This is a genomic window from Marinoscillum sp. HNIBRBA16962 (assembly GCF_057801515.1).
Map to the genome: position 1 here is coordinate 1,866,488 of NZ_CM173603.1, position 23,916 is coordinate 1,890,403.

A 23,916-nucleotide genomic window follows, 5' to 3' on the forward strand; every position below is an offset into this window, starting at 1 on the left:
GAACATGATAAGAAATATTACCAATGTGAGAGGTATAAAATGCTGGGGAGCGCATACCGGAGTGAAATCCATGCGCAGAGACCTTGCTATTTTATTTTCGGAAGTTCCGGCTAAAGTTTCGGCTACTTTCACTCAGAATTTGGTAGTTGCAGAACCCATAAAGCTTTCTCAGAAACACCTGAAAGAAAGCGGAAATATTGCTCAGGCTATTATTGTCAATTCTGGCAATGCCAACGCTATGACAGGCAAGCAGGGAGAGGCCGGGGCGCTGGCCATGGCAGAGGCTGCCGCAAAAGAATTCAACATAGATGTGAACCAGGTGCTTATTGCGTCAACCGGTATTATTGGAAAACCTTTTCCTACTGAAGAAGTGGTGGAGGGAATTACAGAAAACGTAAAAAATATCTCAGAAAATTCCCGGGCAGGCTCCTTTGCTGCTAATGCAATCCTGACAACAGATACCTTTGCCAAGGAGGGCTATGTGGAGTTTGACATTGATGGCAACACTATCAATATTGCGGGGATAGCCAAAGGGTCCGGAATGATCCATCCCAATATGGCCACCATGCTGGCCTTCGCTTTTACTGATATCAACATCGATCAAAAGCTTTTGGATAGAGCTTTCAGGGAGGCTGTGGATGATTCTTTTAACATGATCACCGTAGACGGGGATACTTCTACCAATGATATGGCTTCCATTATGGCTAATGGCCTTGCGGACAATGAAATGATCACCTCAGCGAGCGATCCGTATTACAAGCTGTTTAAAGAGAAGCTTAACGAACTGATGATCCACCTGGCCAAGCTGATTATATCTGATGGTGAAGGTGCTTCTAAGTTTATTGAATACCGGCTGACCGGAGCAAAAACAAAAGCGGATGCTCGCAGAATAGTTCGGGTAGTCTCTGATTCTTCTTTGGTGAAAACAGCCATGTTTGGCAGAGACCCCAACTGGGGGAGGATACTTGCCGCTATGGGGCGGTCAGGGGTGAAATTCGATCCATCTAGGGTAGACCTGTTTCTGGGAAATGAAAATGAAGAGGTACAGATGCTGGATTATGGTCGCCCGGTAGAGTTTGATATGAGCCTGGTGAAGCGGATTTTAAAACAGTCGGAAATTATTATCCAGATGAAAATGAGGGAAGGAAAGGCCTCCGCACTGGGGTGGGGTACGGATCTTACCACAGATTATGTGATGTTTAATTCCATGTATACTACGTAAGATCTGACGCTTTTATAGGTATTTTCCATATTGTGTAGGCGATTCACCTATTTGCTAAATTCGGTTTTATACCGTTCCGGATATCAGCCTGAAGCATGATCTTTATAAGTCAATATGACTGGCTTACTACGAACAAGATTATTCGCTTCTTTATTTTTAGTCTTAATGCCGTTTATGGCATTTCCGGAGCCCGGAAGTTATGATAATTATAATTTTTATCATTTTACCGTAAGGGACGGGTTATCACATACCAATGTTTACTCCCTGCATCAGGATAACGACGGATACTTATGGATTGGTACGGGGGGTGGCTTGCATCGCTGGGATGGGAGAGACCTGGAGACTTACAAATACATGCAGGGCGATTCTACTTCCCTTCCTTACGGTTATGTCCGTGTGATATTTGAACAGTCAGATGGCACCATTTGGGTGGGGACTCAGAACCGGGGGCTCGCCGCTTATAAAAACGGAAAGTTTAAAAGGTTCAATCTGCAAAAACATTTTGGACTGTCTGATGGAGTTTCCATTGAACATATCATTGAGATGCCGGATGGCTCACTTTACATAGCAACATGGGGTGAGGGCATTTTGGTTTATCAGGATGATGCCTGGCGCCAGATTACCACGCAAGATGGGTTAAGTAGTAACAACGTAATAGACCTCTATTATGATCCTGAAACCGGGATACTTTGGGTGGGAACATGGGATGGTGGTCTGTGTAAAATTGAAGATAATCGCATCTATCAATTCCCCCAACAAAAAGGTGGATTCAATGCTTCTATTGCCCGCACTATAACAAAAACTCAGGATGGAACCATTTGGATCGGGAGCTGGGGAATGGGCCTTTTCAGCTACAAGAATGGTCATTTCACACAGTTTACCAGGGAAGCAGGCCACTTATCTGATGATAAGGTCCTGACGCTTACGGATGGAGGTGAAAGGCTTTGGATCGGCACCTTTGGGGGAGGGCTTAATTTTTATAAAGATGGGAAGTTTGCAACATTTCAGCACATCACATCAAACGACAATTCTCTAAGCAGTGATTACATAGAGTCAACCCTGATCGATAAGGAAGGACACCTCTGGGTGGGAACTTACGGGGGAGGACTGGATATGTTGAAGAGAACCCCTTTTTACCATTACAATACGGAAGAACATCAGGACCTTTCAAATGCCAATATCTCGGGAATAAGTCAGGATCAGTCAGGCAACGTGTGGATTGGATTAAGGAATGGTACTATCAGGATAGATGGGAAGACTGATGAGCAGAGTCTCAAAATACAGTCTAGCTTGATAGATGCTAACACGAAAATTACGGACCTGTGGAGGCTGTTTATTACCTCGAAAGATGAGGTTTGGTTGGGAGTATTGGGAACATATGCTCATATCTACCATTTTTCTGACGGTGAGGGCGGCAGAATTGCTGATCTTTATGGTCCGGATCTGGGAGATTTCAGTACGCTTTCAGAGGCAGCTGACGGATCGATATGGGTAACTGCAGAAGGTGAATACGGAGGTTTGCATCATATCGATGGCACGAAGATTACTTCTTACACTCACAATCCTGAAGATCCTTATTCCTTAAGTAAGGATGAGACCAACTGCGTGTTGGTTTCGGAGATTTATGATGAGGTTTGGGTTGGTACCCAAAGGCGGGGACTAAACCGCCTGAAGGATGGGAAATTTGAACGCTATCGTTTTAATCCGGAAGATCCCAATTCACTGAGTAATGACCTGATTTTTTGTTTGCTGGAAGCAAGTGATGGTACCGTATGGGTAGGTACTGAAAATGGCCTCAACAAGTACAACAGAAGCGCCAATGATTTTATTTCTTATAACTCATCTGCTTCAGGTATGATAGATGATGTCGTTGTGAGTATTCTTGAAGACGACCGGGGATTTATTTGGCTGGGTACCAATAAGGGAGTATCGCGCCTGGACCCCAAACAAGGAACCTTCCTGAATTTTAGTGGAAAGGACGGGCTTTTTGGCTATCCGTTTAATGTAACAGCTGCAATGAAAAACCGCGAAACAGGTGAATTATATTTTGGAGGTATAAATGGACTTATCAGGTTTCATCCCGATAGCGTAGAAACAACTCCCCAAAAACTCATGATTCAGCTTAAGGAGCTCACAGTTAATGGAAAAGGAGCCGAAGTTGGAGATAAGGAGATACTGACCAATTCCCTGGCAGGGACTGAAGAAATCCACCTGAAGGAAAATCAACGAAATCTTATGATCAGTTATACTACCCTGGATCTTGATAAAAACACAGAAAGTTTCTTTGCATATTTTCTTGAGGGTTATGAAGACAAATGGAATGAGGTAGGGAACAGTCGGATTGCTACTTATAATTCCCTTCCCTCCGGGGAGTATACCTTCATGGTTAAGTCTTCTCCTGATGGCGTTACGTGGAGTAAACCAAGAGAACTAAAAATTACAATCGACCCGCACTGGTGGGAGACGGTCTATTTTAAGGTAGGAATAGTTTTTTTTATTCTGATCACCATCTATGTTTTACATTCTTCACGATTGATGGCCGTCACAGCGCAGAGGAAAAGGCTTGCTTTAGAGGTAGCTTCTAAGACTGCAGAACTTCAGAATGAAAATGTCTTCTTCGATGCGATCATGAACAATGTGCCGGATCACATCTATTTCAAAGACTTAAATAGCCGGTTTATTCGGGTAAGTGATTCCATGAAGGAGGTTACACCTTCAGGCGATGCCAGCGAGCTGATCGGAAAATCCGACTTTGACCGGTTTCCGATTGAAGATGCTCAGAGAAAATATGAAGCAGAGCAGAGGATTATAGCTACTGGCAAGCCATTAATAGGGATTTTGGAGCATGACATACCTTTGGACGGCCCTGAAAGGTGGGTAGTCACCACCAAACTTCCGCTTTACGATGGGAAAGGACATTGCATAGGGATCCTTGGTGTGACCAAGGATATTAGTGAGATCAAGAAGGCGGAGCTGGAATCAAAACATAAAAATGAAATTTTAGAATTCCAGGAGAAGGAGTTACGGTTTGCTAAGGAGAAAGCCGAGGAAGCAAATAGAGCCAAAAGTGAATTTCTGGCAAATATGAGTCATGAGATCAGGACCCCTATGAACGGGATCATTGGGATGAGTGAGATCATGCTGGATACAACCCTCAATGAAGAACAACGGGAATATCAGTCCGTAATCCTGCAATCTGGTGAATCACTAATGAAAATTATAAATGACATTCTGGATTTCTCAAAATTAGAAGCTGGCAGATATATACTGAATGAAGAGGAGGTGAATCTGCCTATCCTTATTAAGGAAGCGATCTCTCCTTTTAAACTGGAGGCTTTGAATAAAGGACTGGAGCTAATATATAGTGTCGCACCGGATGTGCCGATAAACATTCATATTGATCCCGTACGAATCAGGCAAGTGCTGACCAACCTTATTGGCAATGCTTTAAAATTCACAGAAAAAGGGGAGGTTGTTTTAAGAGTAGCCTGCAACGATGGAAAACTTGAAATGTATGTAAAAGATACCGGTGTAGGTATACCAGGAGAATTTCTCACGAAGATATTTGAGAGCTTTTCGCAGGTTGATGCTTCAAGTACCCGCAAATATGGGGGAACAGGGCTTGGTTTAGCTATTTCACAAAAATTTATCGACCTGATGAGTGGTACCATAGAGGTGGAGAGTGAGGAAGGAAAAGGCAGTATGTTTAAAATTTCGGTGCCATTAAAAGTAGTTAATGGTAGTACTGACTACAGCCAGGAGCTGAGTAAAGCAGGAAAACTGGATGGAAGGGTAGTTCTGGTTTTAGATGAGTCGGAAACCATATGTGAAACTATCCTGAGTGCATTTGATTCAGCTAAGATTACCATGTATTCCAGTAGTGATCCGGCAGAGTTTGAGCATAAAATTGAAGCGTTACAACCTGATGTAATCTTATTGGATAAGGCTTTAGGCAGTTCCATAAATTTTGATTTCGTAGCTAACAGAGGGGGCAGGATCGTTTTTATGGATCCTTATGTAAGCGCTTTCACTTTGCTGGATAATGTTCCTGTCTATGGCTCTCTACCAAAACCAGTAGACTGCCAGATGCTGAGTGAGGTATTGAGTGTCTTATTATTAACGAAAAGTAAATCCTCGATCAATGGCGAAAACAGCTTCGTATCCGATACGGTGAATGAAGATAATGAAGAATGTGTGAAGCCAAGAATACTGGTAGTTGAGGACAATCGTGCTAATCAGCTGGTAGCCAAATTGACGCTTTTAAAACTCGGACATGAGATAGATATAGCCGAGGATGGTGGCAAGGCACTGGATAAGCTGATGCAGGATGAGTACGATATTATTTTTATGGATATACAGATGCCGGTGATGGATGGACTCCTGGTTACCAGAATGGTGCGGTCTGAGAAGGGTCCTAATGCTACAAAGCCAATTTTGGCGATGACTGCCCATGCATTCGAAAAAGATAAAGAAAGATGCTTGCAATCAGGCATGAATGATTTTGTAAGTAAGCCATTTAAATCCGAGGATATCAAAGAGCTCCTGGATAAATGGCTGACTCCCAAAGAGGTTTTGCCGTATTAATTTGATCGATTTAGGAGTTAGGCAGTTTTCTTTTTGAGGAAGAATGCTGAGATCAAAGCGATGACAAGACCCACCGGGAAAATTTCCATAAAAGTCACACCAGCCATGAAAAAAGGATTTTTATACATTTCCATGTAGTCAAGCATTTCTTTCTTTTTGACTTCTATTTCACTGGCACTCATATCCGAAGTTTCATATTGAGCGATTTGTGCAGCAGCATAATCATCCGCAAAATCTGGCATGAAGTTAGGGTAATAGATCATCCATCCTGCCACATAGATCACAGATGCAACCAACACAATGTAAAGTCCGGTTAAGAAGGCTTTCTTAAACGAAAATCCATTTTCCCCTTCTTGATCACGGTATCTTTTCACACCTATAAATACCGTAGAAAGCGCAAGGATCATGGCTGCATAGCCAATGAATTCCTGCTGTCCAAGACTTAAATTATCTCCGAAAAAGAGAGCAAATAACCACCAACTGCTAGTCATGATAAGACCGGCGATACCTCCATAGATCAATGCGGTTTTAAACTGTTTCATATTTTTGGCTTTAGTAAACTTTGCAATGATTCAGGATGCCAATTACAGCAATTTTTTTTGAAATAAAGTCACACTTTCGGGTGATTCCCTTAATTCATACTTTCGGGGGAGGTGATAACTCCAAGTTCTCGTGCTTTTTGAATGGCCTGGGTCCTTCGCTTTACTTCCAATTTCTGATAAATACTTGAGAGGTGGGTTTTGATCGTATTTAGCGATACGAAAAGTTTATCTGCTATTTCCTGGTTAGAATCCCCTTCTGCCAGCAGTGTCAGTACTTCCAGCTCCCTGTTGCTTAGCCGTTCGCTGTTGTAAGATACCTTGCTTAGATTTCTTTTTTGTTGCCGTTTGTAGATACTCAGCCCAAACCAAATGCCAATTGCCATGAAGATGGTAGCTACAATCAAGCCAAAAAGTTCGATCCTTGTGTTTCGTATAAGTGTTTGGTAGTGAGTAACCTGCAGTACAAGTAGCAGCAACCCCATCGCCAGTCCGTACCACCAAATATTTCTTTTCATAAGACCTTAGAGAGATAATTGCAGAAAAATGACTTCAAAGCCACTGGAAATAACAAAAATAGATTTTTAATTTTAAGGTATTTAGTAAGAAAATCAAACACGTTTAAGTTTTACGCTAATGAATCGTTTATTTTTATTACTGATGGTCATTATTTTATCGTGTACTTCTTCACCATCAGAAAATGCAGTTTATGATACCGCAGAGCTACCGCTAACGGCTGAAACCTATCCATACGAGGATATTCCAGGCCTGATGAAAGCTGTAGAGAAAAACAATGGAGTTATCGTATCTGAGGGAGATATCCTCAATGGCTTGAAGCATGGATCCTGGATTACCCATGATGCAAAAGGACTGCCAATGATCTCTACCACCTACTATCAGGGGAGAAAGCAAGGGGTTGAGCTGGACTTTGATAACAGAGGTAGCATAGAAGTAAAAGCATACTACCACAACGATCAGTTGGAAGGAGAATACCTGGTGTATGAAAACAGAAACATTGTGGAAAGACGGCAATACCAGGGTGGTGAGCTAAATGGGCTTTTCATAAAGTACTACAAAAACGGAACGCTCATGCAGGAATCTTATTATGAAAATGGTCAGTTGGAAGGTCTTGCTAAGTGGTATGATCAGGAAGGTAACCTTTCTATAGCATACAGGTATGAAAATGGTGAGTTGGTAGATAAAAACCCTGAAATCGATTAATCATCTTTCTTCGACTTCTTTAGGTTTTTCTTGTGCATCGAGTCGGCTTTCCAGGCGATTGATCTTGGATTGGATATTTTTAAGGTAGGCAAGCATTTGCTGGTGCTCAGTATGGACAAATTCCTTAACTCTTTCCTCCTCATTTTTCATTTCAGCACGGTTGATTTCGTTCATTGTGTTAACCACTATAGCTATAAACACATTTAGTGTGGTATACGTGGCCAATAAGATAAATGGAACAAAATACAGGTAAGCATAAGGAACTTCCAGCATCATAGGGCGAGCTATACCCGAAGACCAGCTTTCCAGGGTCATTACCTGAAATAGTGTAAAAAAAGTCTTACCCATATCCCCAAAATATTGTGGAAAGCTGTCTTGATACAGGTCTGTGCCTATCACGGCGAAAATGTAAAAAATCATGAAAAGAAGCACAGCAATCCAGCCAATGCTGGGGATAGACTTCAATAACGACTCGATGATCAGCCTGAGCTTAGGTACATTTTTTATCAGCCTGGCTGTACGCAGTATTCTTAGGGTCCTTAAAATATGTAGCGGTCCGGCTGCCGGTATCAGAGCGATAGCAACGATCAAAAAATCAAAAATATTCCAGGCATTGGCAAAGAACTTATGCCGGTAAGCGAAGATCTTTAGTGAGATCTCCAGTGTAAAAATGACCAGTATGTATTTATCTATCTCATTGAGCCAGGGGCCTGCCGCATCACTTATGGCAGGAGAGGTTTCCAGACCAATGGTAATAGCATTGAGGATAATCAGGGAAATGATCGTCCATTGAAACTGCCTGGTTTCCAGGAAATCCTTCAGATCGTCCAGGTTTTTCAGACGATACCAAATAAGCATCAGAGGATTTTTAGTCTGATTAGACGACATCAGGCGGCGATTTTAAAATGCAGTGTTTATAAATGTAATGAAAAATTGGGTCTTGGCGTACTACTCTTCCTCTTCTTCCTTTTCAAAGCGGATTACCTCGGTGCAGCCGGAGTCTTCCAAACTGGTTGTAAGAGTAAGATTTGTTTTGGAAATATCAAGGCTGGATTTGGTACAGGTTTCTTCTCCATCATTTTCCTGGCAAAATGAAACAGAACTTTCTCCAACAGAAAATTTACCCGCCTCAGATTGAGTTACTCCGCCTACAGTTTCCTGCTTGACATATGTTCTTGTACCTGTCGAGTCAACACTGAAGGTATATTTTATACATTCCTGCTGGGTGCAATCCAGTACTCTGTTCACGTTTTGATCTTCGTTATCACAATCGCTAAGTAGGTACGCGGTGGCCAACCATGACCCCTCCAGCTTAGCAAGATTTTCCTTTTCAGCGTCATCTCCGCAAGCGACCATTGCTGCTATTGCTAAAAGACCAAATAATCCAATCAAAAATGAGTTCAGCTTCATACTGTTCAGAATTTTACCTTAAAGATATCCGACTTTATGGTAGATTAACGTTAAAGCACTGATTTTAGTGAGTTTTGTAAGGAAAGGTGAAGAAAAAGTAGCGGGGAGCAGAATCGAACTGCCGTCCGCCAGCCGGCGGATATGAATCCGGCGCTTAGGTTTTAAACCGATCATGAATTCTTTTCCACAAGAATTCCCTTCCTTTTGCTGATTTAAGTTGTTTTTCCCTCAACATTGCATGTTTTAGAGAATCGCATTTTTCGAGATAGGCTAATTTCCAAGGTCTAAATTTTGAGGTGTATTCTTTTCTGGAGAAGTAAAAGTGGCTCAACAACCTTCCTTTAACATTTTCAGACCTCCCTATATAGATTTTCTTGTTTTCGGGTGAGTAAATACAATAGACGCAGTGATAGTACATGAAGCAGAAAAAGTAGCGGGGAGCAGAATCGAACTGCCGACCTCCGGGTTATGAATCCGACGCTCTAACCATCTGAGCTACCCCGCCATTTTAGTAATTTCAATCGAGAAGTTGCCTTCTCTTATTCTCTTTTTTAACCGAACTGCCGTCCACCAGCTGGCGGATATGAATCCGACGCTCTAACCATCCGGGGCGCGTCCCGATAGTTATTCGGGACCCCGCGATTTCCCCTTTAAATCCAGCCCGTATCTCTGGTGGATTTGAAAAGGAGTGCAAATCTAAAAAGTTTTCTTTTTTATCCCAGCATATTGGGGATTTCAATTTTTTATTTACCTTATCAAAAAATTTTTCGCCCATGGCAAATGATAAGTTTATTGGCGAGTATCCCATCAATGCATCAAAAAAAATGCTATATCCGTATCTGAGCACCGCTTCGGGCTTAGCTCAGTGGTTTGCTGATGATGTAAACATCAATGAGGATAAAGTATTTACTTTTTTCTGGGATGGAGATGAGAACAAGGCTAGGTTGGTATCAAGCAGGACAAATTCTCATGTCAGGTTTGAGTTTTTGGATGGTGGGGATCCGGATGATCCTCCGTTTGTGGAGTTTAAGCTGGAGATGAACGAACTAACCCAGGAAGTTTTCATTCGAGTTACTGACTCCAGTGACATGGACCCGGATGAAGCAGAAGAACTATACGAAAGCCTGATTCATGACCTGAAGGAAATTGTTGGCGGGTAACCAACTGCCCAGGTCTTTCGTATGCCTTTTTGATATTTCTTAGCATCTTTGTGACGCATGCGTAAGCTGGATACTCTTATAATAAAATCCTTTATAGGTCCTTTTATTCTCACTACCGTTGTAGCTACTTTCATCTTGCTCATTCAGTACATGATGAAGTATTTCGACGATTTTGTAGGGAAGGATCTTGGTTTTGAAGTCTTTGCAGAATTACTCTTTTATTTCAGTCTGAATATGCTTCAGGTGGCTTTGCCACTTGGTGTGCTCGTTTCTTCACTGATGACTTTTGGCAATCTGGGTGAAAACTTTGAGCTGACAGCTATTAAAGGTGCAGGTATTTCACTCCTCAGAGCTTTGCGACCCATTTTCTTTTTTGTGGTCATTTTGACTTTTGCGGCCTACAATTTCAATAACCATGTGGTCCCGGCGGCAAACCTGAAAGCTTACAGTCTCTTATATGATATTAAGCATAAAAAACCAGCTCTTGATATAAAAGAGGGCGTTTTTTATAATGGGATTCCTGATTATAATATCAAAGTGAAAGAGAAACTGCCTGATGGGAAAACCATGAAAAAGGTGCTGATATATGACCATACCGAAGGAAGGGGAAACAACCGTGTGATCCTGGCAGATTCCAGCAGGATGTATACCATCCTGAATGAAAAGTACCTGAAACTTGAGCTATATGATGGCAACTACTATAGTGAAGAACCTCAACCCAGAGAACCCGTAGACCAGTTCTTTCGGACTAATTTTGACCGAATGGATATGGTTTTCAGCCTTTCCTCTTTTGACTTAAAAAGAACCAAGGAGGAGTTGTTTCAGAACAACCGCCAAATGAAAAATGTGAAAGAGCTTACCAGTGATATCGACTCATTGAATAATTCGATTTACAAGGCCAAGCAGGGATTCATTCTCAATGCCAAAGGCTTTTTCACCTACCACCTTAAAGATTTTGAACTGGACAGGTGGGACCCTGGGAAAAATAAAGCTGACAGCATCAAAAAAGATACAACTATAGAAAAAGGGACCATCACAGCTTCTATGTTTCCTTTTTTTCAACGGTCACCAGAAAAATCCCGGATACAAAAGGATACATTGGTCCGGCCAAAAAGCGGGCTCAAGATAGACAGGGAGCGTCCGGCAGTAATAGATACCACCAATTTGGTTAAGTATAAGAAATCCCGAAGCAGGCCTAAGCTTGCTGAAAAGGATGGAAAGGTAGGTTTTGATAGCTTGACCTGGGATTTTTTAAATAACAAGATAGGAACACGTAAAGGAGAAGTGATACAAAATGCCAAAAATCAGGTCCAAAATATCAAAGTAAACTTATCCTCAACCAATGCCAGGGTAGATAACCTCCAGCGTGATGTCAGTAAGTGGTCAATCGAAAAGTGGAAGAAATTCAGCCAGGCTTTTGCATGTATAGTTATGTTTTTGATTGGAGCGCCTCTGGGAGCCATTATCAAAAAAGGTGGGCTTGGAGTGCCTGTTATAGTATCTATTTTGTTCTTTTTAACCTACTACGTAATCAATATCACCTGTGAGAAGTGGGCAAAAGAAGGTCTTATGGACCCGATCCTATCCGTTTGGATAGCGGATCTGATGCTTTTACCGATTGGATTGTTTTTCCTCAGACAGGCTCGGATTGATGCCCGGTTATTCGATACGGACTTTTACAATGTATGGATCGATAAGCTAAAAGAGCGGTTTTCCAAAAGATGATCTTAAAATATATTGTTTTTCACCACAAACAACTCTAAATTTGCGCTTTGATTTAAGCGACAAACAAAGAGAAAAGATAAAGAATGTATTTAACGAAGGAAAAGAAAGAAGAATTCTTCACTAAACACGGCAAAGGGAAGGAAGATACTGGCTCTGCAGAAGCCCAGATCGGTCTTTTTACTTACCGAATCAATCACCTCACTGAGCATTTGAAATCAAATAAGCAGGACCATTCATCTAGATTGGGCCTGATGAAGTTAGTAGGTAAAAGAAGAAGGTTGCTTGATTATCTTCAGAAAAATGATATCGAGCGTTACAGAAGCATCATCGCGGAGTTAAAAATCCGAAAATAAGAAAACAAGAGAAACCATAAGGGGAATTCAACTCAGGATTCCCTTTTTTTGTCTAAGGCGCCTGAAGAAGAAAGTAATGATATGGGGCTCCTTAAACATCATTTTAACCATTCACAATTATGAAGCCTCAATACACAGAAAAAAAATTTCCGTTGCCTGACGGAAGAGAAATTACCATTGAAACAGGTCGCCTGGCCAAGCAAGCTGACGGATCAGTAGTAGTGCGTATGGGAAACACCATGCTTCTTGCTACGGTAGTATCCAGGAAAGAAGCTGGAGAAGGAGTAGATTTTCTACCCCTGTCAGTTGACTATCAGGAAAAATTTGCATCTGCAGGAAAGATCCCGGGTGGATTTCTTAAGCGCGAAGGCAAGCTTTCTGATTACGAAGTGCTGATCTGTAGGTTGGTTGATAGGGCATTAAGACCTTTATTTCCCTCAGATTATCATGCAGATACACAGGTTATGATTTCCCTGATTTCGGCAGACTCAGAAGTTTTACCAGATGCACTGGCGGCTCTGGCAGCCTCAGCGGCAATTTCCGTTTCTGACATCCCTTTTGACGGGCCAATTTCTGAAGTCAGGGTAGTTAAACACGGAGATGATTATATCGTCAACCCTACACCAAAGCAGATGGAAGAATCAGTTTTGGATCTGATTGTAGCCGGCTCTGCTGACAATATCATGATGGTAGAAGGAGAGTCAAAAGAAGTCTCCGAAGCTGAAATGCTGGAAGCGATCAAAGTAGCTCATGAAGCGATCAAAGTTCAGTGCAAGGCTCAAGTAGAGCTGGCTGAGGAGGTAGGAGCTACTGAAAAACGTGAGTACGATCACGAGCCGAAAGACGAAGAACTACAGGCTAAGATTGAGAAGCACTGTTATGATGCTTGCTATGAAATAGCCAAGAAAGGCATTGCTAATAAAACACAAAGAGCAGAAGAGTTTGATGCTGTAAAAGAATCTTTTCTGGAAACCTATACGGAGGAAGAACTGGAGGAGCTCAATGAGTTCCTGGTGAATAAATACTTCCATGATGTTCAGAAAAATGCCGTTCGAAATTGCGTTTTAGATACTAAGAAGAGGTTGGATGGTCGTGATCTTGAAGAGGTCAGACCCATATGGACAGAGGTAGATTACCTTCCTTCAGCTCATGGATCGGCTGTATTTACCAGAGGTGAGACCCAGTCCCTTACCACAGTTACGCTAGGATCAAAGCTGGATGAGCAAATGATCGACGGAGCTATTCATTCCGGTTACAACAAGTTCATCCTCCACTATAACTTCCCCGGGTTTTCTACTGGTGAAGTAAGACCGAACAGAGGTCCGGGACGTAGAGAAGTAGGTCATGGTAACCTCGCGATGAGAGCTTTGAAACCGATGCTCCCCACAGAAGACAACCCTTATACCATACGCATAGTGTCGGATATCCTGGAGTCTAACGGTTCATCATCAATGGCTACTGTTTGTGCAGGCGCACTTGCACTAATGGACGCCGGCATCCAGATCAAAAGATCTGTTTCGGGCATTGCTATGGGGATGATTTCGGATAGTGAAACAGGGCGGTACGCCGTACTTTCGGATATTCTGGGTGATGAAGATCATCTCGGCGACATGGACTTTAAGGTAACAGGTACGGAAAAAGGTATCACTGCCTGCCAGATGGATATCAAGATCGATGGATTGTCTTATGATGTTTTAGCAGAAGCTTTGGCACAGGCTAACAGAGGAAGAATACATATCCTAGGTGAAATGAACAAGACCCTTTCTGAACCTCGTGCTGAGATGAAGGAATCTGCTCCTCGTCTCGTTCAGCTGGAGATTGAGAGAGATATGATCGGGGCAGTCATTGGACCTGGAGGAAAGATCATTCAGGAGATCCAGCGAGAATCCGGAGCTACTGTAAATATTGAAGAAACAGATAAAGGAGGTCTGGTTACTGTTTTTGCATCTGATAAATCAGCTCTTGATAATGCTATGCAGCGTATCAAAGCTATAGTAGCCGTACCTGAAATTGGTGAAGTGTATGAAGGCAAAGTAAAAGCCATCATGCCATTTGGAGCTTTTGTAGAGATTTTACCAGGCAAGGATGGTCTTCTTCATATTTCTGAGATCAAATGGGAACGTCTCGAAAGCATGGATGGAGTACTGGAAGTAGGTGAAGAAGTAAAGGTGAAACTCATAGATATTGATAAGAAAACCGGCAAATACAGACTTTCACGAAAAGTTTTATTGCCTAAGCCGGAGAAAACGAACAAAGCTGATTAAATTTAGTGGCGATAGTTACAGGTCCGGTGAGAGACTTACACCGGACTTTTAATCTAACCGCCGACTAAATGAGACAACTTAAAATCAGCAAGCAAATTACTAATAGGGAGAGTGAATCTCTGGATAAGTATTTGCAGGAAATTGGTAAGGTTGAGTTAATCACCGCCGAACAGGAAGTAGAGCTGGCCCGAAAGATAAAGGAGGGAGATCAGCTTGCACTTGAAAAGTTAACAAAAGCGAATCTGAGATTTGTGGTCTCAGTAGCAAAACAATATCAAAATCAGGGACTCACGCTGGGAGACCTTATCAATGAAGGTAACCTGGGACTGATCAAAGCAGCCCAACGATTTGATGAAACCAGGGGATTTAAGTTTATTTCCTACGCGGTATGGTGGATTCGACAATCTATTTTACAGGCTCTTGCAGAGCAGTCCAGGATTGTGCGGCTTCCCCTGAACCGGGTAGGGTCGCTAAATAAGATCTCCAAAACATTTTCTGAGCTCGAACAAAAATATGAGCGGGAGCCATCAGCAGATGAGATGGCCCAGGTTTTAAATATATCTGAGTCAGATGTTTTGGATGTGATGAAGATTTCAGGGCGTCATATTTCAATGGATGCCCCATTCGCAAATGGCGAAGAAAATAGCTTATTGGATATCTTAGAGGATGAAGGTGTAAGTACTCCGGATAGTACTTTAATCAATGATTCCCTTTGCAGAGAAGTGCAGAGAGCCCTGGGGACCCTTACACCCCGGGAGGCAGATGTAGTTAGTCTGTATTTTGGGTTGAACGGAGGACAAGCGCAGACTCTTGAGGAAATAGGCTCACGTTTTGATCTGACAAGAGAAAGGGTAAGACAGATAAAAGAAAAGGCAATCAGGCGACTGAGGCATGCGACGCGAAGTAAGTCTCTGAAACCTTACCTTGGATAGTAATCCTTCTGACATTTGGAGACATTCTTGCTTTTTCTTTGTTACAAAAAAGGAAATAAGACGTTGTTACAAAAAAATAAATACTGAAGATAATAAATACTGAAGATTTAGATAATGGCTAAGGAAAGAGAAAAAGTATTGATTATAGGTTCTGGTCCGGCAGGTTTTACAGCTGCAATTTATGCCGCAAGAGCAGGTATGAGTCCTGTCTTGTATCAGGGTGGACAACCGGGCGGACAACTTACTATTACCACTGATGTGGAAAACTACCCGGGATACCCTGAGGGTATCATGGGACCTCAGATGATGGTGGATTTTCAAAAGCAGGCTGAACGATTCGGGACCGATATCCGGTCCGGGATGGTCACTGCTGTGGATTTTTCAGGATGGCCGCATAAAGTGACTGTTGATAATAAAAAGGAGATCGAAGCTGAAGCGGTGATTATATCTACGGGCGCTTCTGCAAAATGGCTGGGACTCGAAAGCGAGCAGCGACTAAATGGTAAAGGAGTGTCAGCCTGTGCGGTATGCGACGGCTTTTTCTTCAGGGGCCAGGAAGTAGCCATCGTAGGTGGAGGTGATACAGCTGCTGAAGAGGCTACGTACCTTTCTAAGCTTGTGAAGAAAGTATACATGCTCGTAAGGAGAGATGAGATGCGGGCCAGTAAGATTATGCAGCAGCGGGTAATGAACGCTCCTAACATAGAGGTGCTCTGGAATACAGAGACGGATGAAGTACTCGGAGATGAGGAGGTAACCGGCGTACGCGTGAAAGACACGATTACAGGAGAGAAAAGAGAAATACCGGTAACTGGTTTTTTCGTGGCTATCGGACACCAGCCGAATACTGATATCTTCGAAAAATACCTGGATATGGACGAGGCTGGTTATATCAAAACCATACCAGGCACTTCCAAAACAAACGTTCCCGGTGTTTTTGCTACGGGTGATGCCCAGGATAAAATATACCGTCAGGCTGTGACAGCTGCAGGAAGCGGATGTATGGGAGCACTGGATGCAGAAAAATTTATTGCTGAAAAAGAGGTAGAACTCATGCAGAAGGAGTCTCACGGACAGGAAGCTGCCGTTTGATTATAGTCTGAATTTAAAAATCATAAAAATACCGGATCCCGCGCACCAACGCGGGTTCTTTTTTAAAGGCTTTACTATTGTCTGCAAGACTCCACACATTTAAATGAAGATAAATATACTTGCTATAGCCGCTCATCCTGATGATGTTGAGCTTTCTTGTGCCGGGACCCTGATCTCTCATAAGAAAAAAGGCTACACTACCGGCATTATTGATCTGACGAGAGGGGAGATGGGCACCAGGGGAACCTCTGAAGAACGCGAGAAGGAAGCTGAAGCATCAGCTGAGATAATGGGACTTACCATTCGGGATAATCTGAATTTCGAGGACTCGTTTTTCGTCAATGACCGAAAACATCAGATGAAGCTGATCACTAAGATACGCCAATACCAGCCGGATATTATTTTAGCCAATGCCATTTATGACCGGCATCCTGATCACGTAAGAGGCAGCGCTCTTGTAGAAGAGGCGTGTTTCAAAGCCGGACTTAAGAAGGTAGAAACCGTCGGTGAAAATGGGGAAAAGCAAGAAGCCTGGAGGCCAAAAAAAGTCTTTCACGCAATTCAGAGTGTTTCCATTACGCCTGATTTCTTCGTGGATATATCTGAAGCTCATGAGCTGAAGATGAAAGCCATAAAGGCTTATAAGTCTCAGTTCTACGATCCGCAGAGTCAGGAGCCTCAAACTTACATTTCCCGTCCTGAGTTTTTAGATATGATTGAAGCCCGGGCAATGGAATATGGGCATAGGATAGGCGTAAAATATGCTGAAGGTTTTACCACAAAGATCGATGTGGGGGTAAAGGATCTTTATCACTTTATATAGTAACTGGCATTTCTGTCCATTTTCCGGTAAAAAATCAGTCGATCCTTCATGCTGACGTTTTCCAGGTTCGTGTTGAAATACTCCTGACCAAGCCATGTTGTTCCTCTGGTCAGAGATATATTGGGAAAAAAGTGGTCCCTGGCAAAATGAACAAACTTCAGCACACGAAAAGCGTCCCACCATGCGAAAAATCGGTTATTGAAATTTTTGAGGTTATTGGATTGATCAAGAATGGTACTGAGTGCTTTTTCAAATTGATTTTCCTTATAAAAGGCCGCCACACTTTTGGGTAATGTTAGTTCAGAGAGGCCATAACCTTCAAAGAGCTTGTGAGCGGTTTGAAATACCTTCATTAGATCATCAAATGTCTGTGGAGCATAGGCCTCAATCTCCTCATTATGATTCAGGTACTTGTTGATAGCATGTCCTGTGCCGAAAGGTACACGGCCTGAAACCCGGGCAGAGGGGATTATACTTGCATCGTTGATTTCACCTGTGCCACCAAGTGGTATCACCTTATGGATAAAGTAAAAGTCTTCTCCGGCCTTTCGGGTATTCATTCCTCCCTGCTTTTCGTAAGCCTCTGACCTGACAGTAATACAGGATCCCAGTGTTTGAATAGCATGAGGAAATCCCGCATATCTCAGTGCATTAATATAATATCTCAAGAAAAGCTCATAGCGGATAATTGCATCCTGGTTTTGGGTTTCCAGCGGGTGTTCATAGTAGATAAGTCCCAGCTGGTTTTTTGGGTTTGTATAAAAGGACTCTATTGCTAAAAAGTAGTTTGGAGTACACTGACAGTCTGCATCAAAGCAAATGATAACCCCCTCTTTTTCTGCGCTCCGAAATATTCTGACAGCTTCATCCATACCAATCTTTCGGGCGAGGCCTACTCCGGCTTTCCTTGTAGGTAGCTTTGTGTAGCTGACTTCCAGCTGAAACCAGCTTTTAAATGAACTGACCGATCGAACAGACTTAGCGTTTTGTGCGGATATTTCTTCAGGGCATTTTTCTGACTCGTTGACTATTACCAGTACCAGTACTTGTTTAGTTGGAGGGGTACAACGGTGAAGTGCATTCAGAGCCAAAAGGATGTTGGGCTCGTTGTGGCAGGGTATTACCACTACCATCTCAATGGCTGAATACTTAGAGTAGTCCGCTAAGACTGGATCTGGCCATGCGTAGCGTTTCAGGTAGAGAGAACTCAAGGTGAAAGCCGTTCTATTTTCCAGTCAGGACCATCAGAGTAGTAAATACGATCATGCAATCTGCTGGACCGGCCCTGCCAAAATTCAAAGGAATCCGGAATTACACGATAGCCTCCCCAGTAGTCTGGTAATGGCACTTTGCCTTCTTTAAATTTTTGCTTCATCTCATGGAGCTTGGTTTCCAGGATGCTTCTTGAGCTGATCACCTGGCTCTGGTGAGATACCCACGCCCCCAGCTGGCTTCCAAAGGGCCTGCTTAGGAAATACCTGACTGATTCTGCGGTAGAGACTTTTTCTACCGTCCCAGTAACTGATACCTGTCGCTCTAATGCGTACCATGGAAACAGAAGGGAGACCTGCGGATTTTCCGAAATCTGTTGTGATTTTTTGCTGTTGTAATTGGTATAAAATACAAACCCTTTTTCGTCAAACGCTTTCAGAAGTACTGTGCGCTGGGTTATATAACCTGATGCAGAGGAGGTTCCCAGGACCATAGCATTTGGCTCCAGAACCTCAGCTTTGGTGGCTTCCTCAAACCATGTTCTAAACTGTTCTACAGGTGATTTATCTACTGTGTCTACATCCAGTGAGGCCTGGGTGTATTCTTTTCTTAAAGAGGCAATATCCACTGATAATGTTCTTTTTTAGTCTGATAAAGAATTAAGGTTTAAAATTGTTTTATTTGTTTTAAAACACAGTTGTAAATCTCTAAAAAAGATTTTCATTCAAATAACTACAGGTAAAAGAGGAACTGATGAAATTGAGAATAGATCTGGCAGCGGAAAGCAGTAAGGAATGGATCAATACAGTGATGAAGGATTTTGATTCCTTTCTGCAAGATCATGCGGATTGTGAACGTAAGGCTTCCGCCATGGCTATGAGTTTTGTGGCAAAGTATCCGGACCGGGTAGAGATCATTCCTGAGCTGATAGAGACAGGAGTTGAAGAGCTGGAGCACTTCAGGGACGTATATAAGATCATGGAGAAGCGTGGCCTTAAACTCTCTCATGAGATAGGTCAGGATATGTATATCAAAGCGCTTTTGGATAAGTGTCGTAGTGGTAGAGAAGAGCGTTTTATGGATCGATTACTACTCGCATCACTTGTAGAAACACGTGGTGCGGAGCGTTTTCGCCTGGTTTATGAAGCTTTGGAAGATAAGGAACTAAAAGACTTTTATCATATGCTGTGGGCGTCTGAAGCTCGGCATGGGGAGATCTTTGTTAAAATGGCTTTAAACTATTTTGATGAAAAGGATGTCTATACTAGATTGGAGAAGATGACTTTGGATGAGGCGGAGGTTATAAAAAATTTACCATTAAAACCTGCTTTGCATTAATGGATTACTTTGGAACCGACAAGTTGATTGAGCCCGAAAGAGGAGACTTGCTAATATCTGAGCCCTACCTACCGGACCCGAATTTTGAGCGAACTGTCATTTTGCTTTGTGAGCATGATGAAAACGGTTCGTTTGGATTTGTTTTAAACAAACAGTCAGATGCTTCATTGCCTGATCTCATTGAAGAAGCTGATGGATTTAACTCGGATGTGTTTGTGGGTGGGCCAGTACAGCAAAATACTTTACATTTTTTACATCGAAAAGATCAGCAACTCGCCGGTGACAGAGAGATTGCTAAAGGTGTTTTTTGGGGAATAGACTTTGAGGGGTTACTAAGTGCGATTAATCTTAATCAGGTAGATCCGACCGATCTTAAATTCTTCGTAGGTTATTCCGGCTGGTCTCCGGGCCAATTGATGGAAGAAATGGAAGCCAAATCATGGATTGTCTATAAAAAGGCAACCCCTGATCTGGTGTTTAATCCAAACCCGGAAGCCTTATGGGCTGAAGTATTGCAAAATATGGGTGGGAAATATCGGGTAATTTCTAATTATCCGCTAGATCCGCGCCTCAATTAGTCTTCACATAATACTTCATATTCATTAATTTTATAGATTGGTAGCCAATAGACAAGGTCCATTATGGAAGACAAGCAAAACAAAGAGACTGAAAACCAGGATATCGAAACTGAGAATCAGGAAGAAGTTCAGTCAAAAGCTGAATTAAATGGTGGTAAGGCCGATTCCTCTGAGAATGAATCAGCCAGAGAAGACGGAAAGGAGCAAAAAGCAGAAGCGTCAGCACCTCAGGACCAGGAAGAAGGAGTAAGTGAAGAAGCAACATCCTCTGCTGAAGAATCTGAGAAACTCTCTTCTGAAGAAGTAAAGTCTGAAGAAAAAACAGAAACCCCCGCTGCAGAGAGCAAACCTCAGGATGATACTGATGAGGAGGACCATCGCGATATCGATGAAGAGCAAAAAGCAGAAGCGTCAGCACCTCAGGACCAGGAAGAAGGAGTAAGTGAAGAAGCAACATCCTCTGCTGAAGAATCTGAGAAACTCTCTTCTGAAGAAAAAACAGAAACCCCCGCTGCAGAGAGCAAACCTCAGGATGATACTGATGAGGAGGACCATCGCGATATCGATGAAGAGCAAAAAGCAGAAGCGTCAGCACCTCAGGACCAGGAAGAAGGAGTAAGTGAAGAAGCAACATCCTCTGCTGAGGAATCTGAGAAACCCTCTTCTGAAGAAGTAAAGTCTGAAGAAAAAGCAGAAACCCCCGCTGCAGAGAGCAAACCTCAGGATGATACTGATGAGGAGGACCATCGCGATATCGATGAAGAGCAAAAAGCAGAAACGTCAGCACCTCAGGACCAGGAGGAAGGAGTAAGTGAAGAAGCAACATCCTCTCCTGAGGAATCTGAGAAACCATCTTCTGAAGAAGTAAAGTCTGAAGAAAAAGCAGAAACTCCCCCTGAGGAAAGCGAACCTCAGGACGATGCTGATGAGGAGGATCATGACGATATTGATGAAGAGCAAAAGTTGCTTGAATCACTTAGTTTGGAGGAGGCTTCTAAAGAGGAGCTTTATCAGGATTTAAAAAAGTTTTCCTCGGTGGAAAACATGCGTGTACTGGATAAGGCACTGAAGGAGATCAGACCGCATTTTGATAAAATACATAAAAAAGAAGAAGAAGCTGCCCTGGAAGTCTTCAAAGAAGAAGGGAACGATGAAGCGGATTTTGATTACAAGGGAGATGAGATAGATCAGCAGTTTTTCTACCTGTACAATAAACTTCGAGATAAAAAACAGGCCTATTTTTCCCAGCTAAATAAAGCCAAAGACGATAACCTTCAGAGAAAAAATGAGGTTCTTGAGCGACTCAGAGAGTTGGTAGATGGGGAGGAAAGCACTACATCACTAGGTGCTTTAAAGGAACTTCAATCTGAATGGAAACGTATCGGGCAGGTGCCGGGGCAGTATGCTAAGAGCCTTTGGGCAAACTACAATGCGCTCCTTGACAGGTTTTATGACAACAGAAGTATCTATTTTGAGCTGAAGGAGCTCGATCGTAAGAAAAACCTTGAGGCTAAGATCGAACTATGCCATCGTGCCGAGGATCTTGATAATTATGAAAATATCAAGGAAGCCATCTTTCAGCTAAACGAGCTCCACGAAGAGTTTAAGCATATTGGGCCTGTACCCAAGGAAGAGCAAGAGCCACTATGGCAGAGATTTAAGGCAGCATCAGACAAAATATACGCTAAGCGAAAAGAATACTTTGATCACCTGAAAAAAGATCTCTATGAGAACATGGAGAAGAAGCTTGCTTTGGGTGATGAAGCTGAGGTCTTTGCAGCATTTGATTCAGATAGGATTACAGAGTGGAATAAAAAGACCAAGGAGATCCTTGAATTACAGAAGCGGTGGGATGCTGTTGGCGGGTTGCCAAGAGAGCGAGCCAAGGAGGTAAATAAACACTTTTGGGGAAATTTTAAGAAGTTTTTTAGCAATAAAAATGCTTTTTTCAAAACCCTGGAAGGGCAACGAGAAGAAAACCTCAAAAAGAAACAAGCATTGCTGGAAAAAGCTGAAATACTTAAGGATAGCGAGGATTGGAATAAAACAGCCAATGAGCTTAAGTCACTACAGTCACAGTGGAAGGAGATAGGGCCAGTACCGGAAAAACACAGGAATGAGGTTTATCACCAGTTTAAGGCAGCCTGTGATCATTTCTTTGAGCGAAAAAGAGCCAAAGGTTCTGAGCATAACAAAGAATATGAGACAAACCTTAAAAAGAAAGAAGAGATCTGTGCAATGCTGGAGGCTTATCTCAACTCAGACACTATTGATCTGGAGCAGGTGTATGACTTGATGGATCAGTATGCTGAGATAGGGTTTGTGCCCAGAAATGCGATCAAAAAGATTCATGAGCGGTATGATAAAGTCACAAATGAGTTGATCAGCCTGGAGGAGCTCACCGATGAACAGCAGGCAGAGATTAAAATGCAGGTACAGGTCAGTAAGCTTAAAAACAGCCCTCATGGTAATCAGAAAATCAATCGGAAGGAAAATGCCATCAAGCGAAAGATTGCCAACATTGAAAATGATATAAGTACCTGGAAGACCAATATGGAGTTTTTTGCAGACTCTAGGAATGCGGACCAGCTCAAGGATGATTTTCAGGATAAGATTGAAAAAGCAGAAGGAGAGCTTGAGGAATTGAGGAGACAATTAGATGTTTTGAATCAGGCTTAAATTTTTTCTTCTTTGACTTTGGATTATTTGATGGGAGTGATACATTTGCACTCGCTTTTGAAACAAGCGAACTAAGACAAAGCGATTAATTATCGCTTGTTAGGCCTCCTTAGGTCAGATGCGGTTTGTGATACGGCAATCCGACGTTCCGACCAGAGCAACTGACTTGAGGACATAAAATACCCTTCTCATAATGAGGAGGGACTTAAAAGCTAAGCCTCCTTAGCTCAGCTGGCCAGAGCAACTGACTTGTAATCAGTAGGTCGTTGGTTCGAATCCGACAGGGGGCTCTTGATAATCAGGCAGTTACAGAAATGTGACTGCCTTTTTTATGGATCAACCAATACGGAGATATAGATGGGGATGGGTATATTGAGTATATCCACAAGTCAAAAAATGGACTGACGAACCAGGGATGGAAAGATAGCCATGATTCCGTATCCCATGCCAACAGAAACCTGGCAGAACCCCCTATAGCTTTGTGTGAGGTTCAGGGATATGTGTATAGTGCGAAGATGCATGCAGCAAACCTGGCTATAGAGCTTGGTGAACAACCTGCTGCTGACAAGTGGAAAGAGGAAGCCAGGCTGCTTAAGCAGCAATTTAATGAGGATTTTTGGGATGAGGAGCTAGGGTGTTATGTCATAGCTCTTGATGGCCATAAGCAGTCCTGCCGTATTAAAACCTCCAATGCAGGTCAGGTACTGTTTTACAGAGATCGCTGATCCGGAAAAAGCCAATCAACTCATTGATACACCTTGTGAAGCCTGATATGTTTACGGCT

The 23,916-nt window shown here is 42.6% G+C and carries 22 protein-coding genes and 2 tRNA genes; 15 read left to right on the top strand and 9 right to left on the bottom strand.

The features are described from left to right. Positions 1-4 precede the first annotated feature (4 nt). Positions 5-1,222 carry a bifunctional glutamate N-acetyltransferase/amino-acid acetyltransferase ArgJ gene (argJ, locus tag AC3E9V_RS07955; RefSeq protein ID WP_488753656.1) on the top strand — a complete coding sequence of 406 codons (1,218 nt, stop codon included), beginning with the start codon at positions 5-7 and terminating at the stop codon, positions 1,220-1,222. A 174-nt stretch (positions 1,223-1,396) separates the two neighbouring features. After that, positions 1,397-5,806 (top strand): hybrid sensor histidine kinase/response regulator, encoded by a 4,410-nt coding sequence (locus tag AC3E9V_RS07960; protein ID WP_488752660.1) that lies wholly within the window; start codon positions 1,397-1,399, stop codon positions 5,804-5,806. A gap of 17 nt (positions 5,807-5,823) precedes the next feature. On the opposite strand, the gene AC3E9V_RS07965 is transcribed toward AC3E9V_RS07960, so the two are convergent. Then, complete coding sequence (locus AC3E9V_RS07965) at positions 5,824-6,348, bottom strand: DUF4199 domain-containing protein (RefSeq protein WP_488752661.1); 525 nt, start codon at positions 6,346-6,348, stop codon at positions 5,824-5,826. An 89-nt stretch (positions 6,349-6,437) separates the two neighbouring features. Then, positions 6,438-6,863, bottom strand: coding sequence for a response regulator transcription factor (locus AC3E9V_RS07970; protein ID WP_488752662.1), 426 nt, complete (start codon positions 6,861-6,863; stop codon positions 6,438-6,440). A gap of 118 nt (positions 6,864-6,981) precedes the next feature. Between AC3E9V_RS07970 and AC3E9V_RS07975 the strand changes: the two genes are divergently transcribed. Continuing rightward, on the top strand, positions 6,982-7,566 hold the full coding sequence (locus AC3E9V_RS07975) for a toxin-antitoxin system YwqK family antitoxin (protein ID WP_488752663.1): 585 nt from the start codon (positions 6,982-6,984) through the stop codon (positions 7,564-7,566). Here AC3E9V_RS07975 and AC3E9V_RS07980 read toward each other — a convergent pair whose 3' ends face one another. The 5 genes from AC3E9V_RS07980 to AC3E9V_RS08000 all read right to left on the bottom strand — a co-directional run bounded on the left by AC3E9V_RS07980 (position 7,567) and on the right by AC3E9V_RS08000 (position 9,751). Further along, positions 7,567-8,454: an ion transporter gene (locus tag AC3E9V_RS07980; RefSeq protein WP_488752664.1), complete on the bottom strand. Its 888-nt coding sequence runs from the start codon at positions 8,452-8,454 to the stop codon at positions 7,567-7,569. Between the two features lie 60 nt (positions 8,455-8,514). Next, positions 8,515-8,976, bottom strand: a complete 462-nt coding sequence (locus AC3E9V_RS07985) for a hypothetical protein (protein ID WP_488752665.1) — start codon at positions 8,974-8,976, stop codon at positions 8,515-8,517. Between the two features lie 154 nt (positions 8,977-9,130). Beyond that, positions 9,131-9,394: a GIY-YIG nuclease family protein gene (locus AC3E9V_RS07990; protein ID WP_488752666.1), complete on the bottom strand. Its 264-nt coding sequence runs from the start codon at positions 9,392-9,394 to the stop codon at positions 9,131-9,133. A gap of 13 nt (positions 9,395-9,407) precedes the next feature. Continuing rightward, positions 9,408-9,481 (bottom strand) — tRNA-Met (locus tag AC3E9V_RS07995). Positions 9,482-9,493: 12 nt separating this feature from the next. Next, the gene (locus tag AC3E9V_RS08000) at positions 9,494-9,751 is read right to left on the bottom strand and encodes a hypothetical protein (RefSeq protein ID WP_488752667.1); all 258 of its coding nucleotides are present in this window, start codon (positions 9,749-9,751) and stop codon (positions 9,494-9,496) included. Between AC3E9V_RS08000 and AC3E9V_RS08005 the strand changes: the two genes are divergently transcribed. The 7 genes from AC3E9V_RS08005 (at position 9,750) to bshB1 (ending at position 17,325) form a co-directional block, all read left to right on the top strand. Further along, positions 9,750-10,136 carry an START-like domain-containing protein gene (locus tag AC3E9V_RS08005; protein WP_488752668.1) on the top strand — a complete coding sequence of 129 codons (387 nt, stop codon included), beginning with the start codon at positions 9,750-9,752 and terminating at the stop codon, positions 10,134-10,136. The genes AC3E9V_RS08000 and AC3E9V_RS08005 overlap by 2 nt on opposite strands. Before the next feature lie 57 nt (positions 10,137-10,193). Continuing rightward, positions 10,194-11,861: an LptF/LptG family permease gene (locus AC3E9V_RS08010; protein WP_488752669.1), complete on the top strand. Its 1,668-nt coding sequence runs from the start codon at positions 10,194-10,196 to the stop codon at positions 11,859-11,861. Between the two features lie 83 nt (positions 11,862-11,944). Then, positions 11,945-12,214, top strand: coding sequence for a 30S ribosomal protein S15 (rpsO, locus tag AC3E9V_RS08015; RefSeq protein WP_488752670.1), 270 nt, complete (start codon positions 11,945-11,947; stop codon positions 12,212-12,214). Between the two features lie 119 nt (positions 12,215-12,333). Next, on the top strand, positions 12,334-14,478 hold the full coding sequence (gene pnp / locus AC3E9V_RS08020) for a polyribonucleotide nucleotidyltransferase (RefSeq protein WP_488752671.1): 2,145 nt from the start codon (positions 12,334-12,336) through the stop codon (positions 14,476-14,478). A gap of 68 nt (positions 14,479-14,546) precedes the next feature. Then, on the top strand, positions 14,547-15,410 hold the full coding sequence (locus AC3E9V_RS08025) for a sigma-70 family RNA polymerase sigma factor (RefSeq protein ID WP_488752672.1): 864 nt from the start codon (positions 14,547-14,549) through the stop codon (positions 15,408-15,410). A gap of 114 nt (positions 15,411-15,524) precedes the next feature. Beyond that, positions 15,525-16,502, top strand: coding sequence for a thioredoxin-disulfide reductase (trxB, locus tag AC3E9V_RS08030; protein WP_488752673.1), 978 nt, complete (start codon positions 15,525-15,527; stop codon positions 16,500-16,502). Between the two features lie 103 nt (positions 16,503-16,605). Next, a complete protein-coding gene (bshB1, locus tag AC3E9V_RS08035) occupies positions 16,606-17,325 on the top strand; it encodes a bacillithiol biosynthesis deacetylase BshB1 (protein WP_488752674.1) in 720 nt (239 codons plus the stop codon). Here bshB1 and AC3E9V_RS08040 read toward each other — a convergent pair. Both AC3E9V_RS08040 and pdxH read right to left on the bottom strand, forming a co-directional pair. Then, on the bottom strand, positions 17,313-18,536 hold the full coding sequence (locus AC3E9V_RS08040) for a glycosyltransferase family 2 protein (protein WP_488752675.1): 1,224 nt from the start codon (positions 18,534-18,536) through the stop codon (positions 17,313-17,315). The two genes, bshB1 and AC3E9V_RS08040, sit on opposite strands and share 13 nt — an antisense overlap. Next, positions 18,533-19,165: a pyridoxamine 5'-phosphate oxidase gene (gene pdxH / locus AC3E9V_RS08045; RefSeq protein WP_488752676.1), complete on the bottom strand. Its 633-nt coding sequence runs from the start codon at positions 19,163-19,165 to the stop codon at positions 18,533-18,535. The genes AC3E9V_RS08040 and pdxH overlap by 4 nt, the downstream gene beginning before the upstream one ends. A 125-nt stretch (positions 19,166-19,290) precedes the next feature. Between pdxH and AC3E9V_RS08050 the strand changes: the two genes are divergently transcribed. The 5 genes from AC3E9V_RS08050 (at position 19,291) to AC3E9V_RS08070 (ending at position 23,857) form a co-directional block, all read left to right on the top strand. Then, entirely contained in the window at positions 19,291-19,875 is a 585-nt protein-coding gene (locus AC3E9V_RS08050) for a MiaE family protein (protein ID WP_488752677.1), read from the top strand. Further along, a complete protein-coding gene (locus AC3E9V_RS08055) occupies positions 19,875-20,453 on the top strand; it encodes a YqgE/AlgH family protein (RefSeq protein ID WP_488752678.1) in 579 nt (192 codons plus the stop codon). The genes AC3E9V_RS08050 and AC3E9V_RS08055 overlap by 1 nt, the downstream gene beginning before the upstream one ends. A gap of 63 nt (positions 20,454-20,516) precedes the next feature. Further along, positions 20,517-23,132, top strand: a complete 2,616-nt coding sequence (locus tag AC3E9V_RS08060; RefSeq protein WP_488752679.1) for a DUF349 domain-containing protein — start codon at positions 20,517-20,519, stop codon at positions 23,130-23,132. 216 nt (positions 23,133-23,348) lie between these two features. Next, a tRNA-Thr gene (locus AC3E9V_RS08065) sits at positions 23,349-23,422 on the top strand. A 189-nt stretch (positions 23,423-23,611) separates the two neighbouring features. Beyond that, positions 23,612-23,857 (top strand): hypothetical protein, encoded by a 246-nt coding sequence (locus tag AC3E9V_RS08070; RefSeq protein WP_488752680.1) that lies wholly within the window; start codon positions 23,612-23,614, stop codon positions 23,855-23,857. Positions 23,858-23,916 lie beyond the last annotated feature (59 nt).

Coding starts and splice junctions, on each gene's coding strand:
- argJ (WP_488753656.1), top strand. CDS start 5: ATGATAAGAAATATTACCAATGTGAGAGGTATAAAATGCTGGGGAGCG.
- AC3E9V_RS07960 (WP_488752660.1), top strand. CDS start 1,397: ATGGCATTTCCGGAGCCCGGAAGTTATGATAATTATAATTTTTATCAT.
- AC3E9V_RS07965 (WP_488752661.1), bottom strand. CDS start 6,348: ATGAAACAGTTTAAAACCGCATTGATCTATGGAGGTATCGCCGGTCTT.
- AC3E9V_RS07970 (WP_488752662.1), bottom strand. CDS start 6,863: ATGAAAAGAAATATTTGGTGGTACGGACTGGCGATGGGGTTGCTGCTA.
- AC3E9V_RS07975 (WP_488752663.1), top strand. CDS start 6,982: ATGAATCGTTTATTTTTATTACTGATGGTCATTATTTTATCGTGTACT.
- AC3E9V_RS07980 (WP_488752664.1), bottom strand. CDS start 8,454: ATGTCGTCTAATCAGACTAAAAATCCTCTGATGCTTATTTGGTATCGT.
- AC3E9V_RS07985 (WP_488752665.1), bottom strand. CDS start 8,976: ATGAAGCTGAACTCATTTTTGATTGGATTATTTGGTCTTTTAGCAATA.
- AC3E9V_RS07990 (WP_488752666.1), bottom strand. CDS start 9,394: ATGTACTATCACTGCGTCTATTGTATTTACTCACCCGAAAACAAGAAA.
- AC3E9V_RS08005 (WP_488752668.1), top strand. CDS start 9,750: ATGGCAAATGATAAGTTTATTGGCGAGTATCCCATCAATGCATCAAAA.
- AC3E9V_RS08000 (WP_488752667.1), bottom strand. CDS start 9,751: ATGGGCGAAAAATTTTTTGATAAGGTAAATAAAAAATTGAAATCCCCA.
- AC3E9V_RS08010 (WP_488752669.1), top strand. CDS start 10,194: ATGCGTAAGCTGGATACTCTTATAATAAAATCCTTTATAGGTCCTTTT.
- rpsO (WP_488752670.1), top strand. CDS start 11,945: ATGTATTTAACGAAGGAAAAGAAAGAAGAATTCTTCACTAAACACGGC.
- pnp (WP_488752671.1), top strand. CDS start 12,334: ATGAAGCCTCAATACACAGAAAAAAAATTTCCGTTGCCTGACGGAAGA.
- AC3E9V_RS08025 (WP_488752672.1), top strand. CDS start 14,547: ATGAGACAACTTAAAATCAGCAAGCAAATTACTAATAGGGAGAGTGAA.
- trxB (WP_488752673.1), top strand. CDS start 15,525: ATGGCTAAGGAAAGAGAAAAAGTATTGATTATAGGTTCTGGTCCGGCA.
- bshB1 (WP_488752674.1), top strand. CDS start 16,606: ATGAAGATAAATATACTTGCTATAGCCGCTCATCCTGATGATGTTGAG.
- AC3E9V_RS08050 (WP_488752677.1), top strand. CDS start 19,291: ATGAAATTGAGAATAGATCTGGCAGCGGAAAGCAGTAAGGAATGGATC.
- AC3E9V_RS08055 (WP_488752678.1), top strand. CDS start 19,875: ATGGATTACTTTGGAACCGACAAGTTGATTGAGCCCGAAAGAGGAGAC.
- AC3E9V_RS08060 (WP_488752679.1), top strand. CDS start 20,517: ATGGAAGACAAGCAAAACAAAGAGACTGAAAACCAGGATATCGAAACT.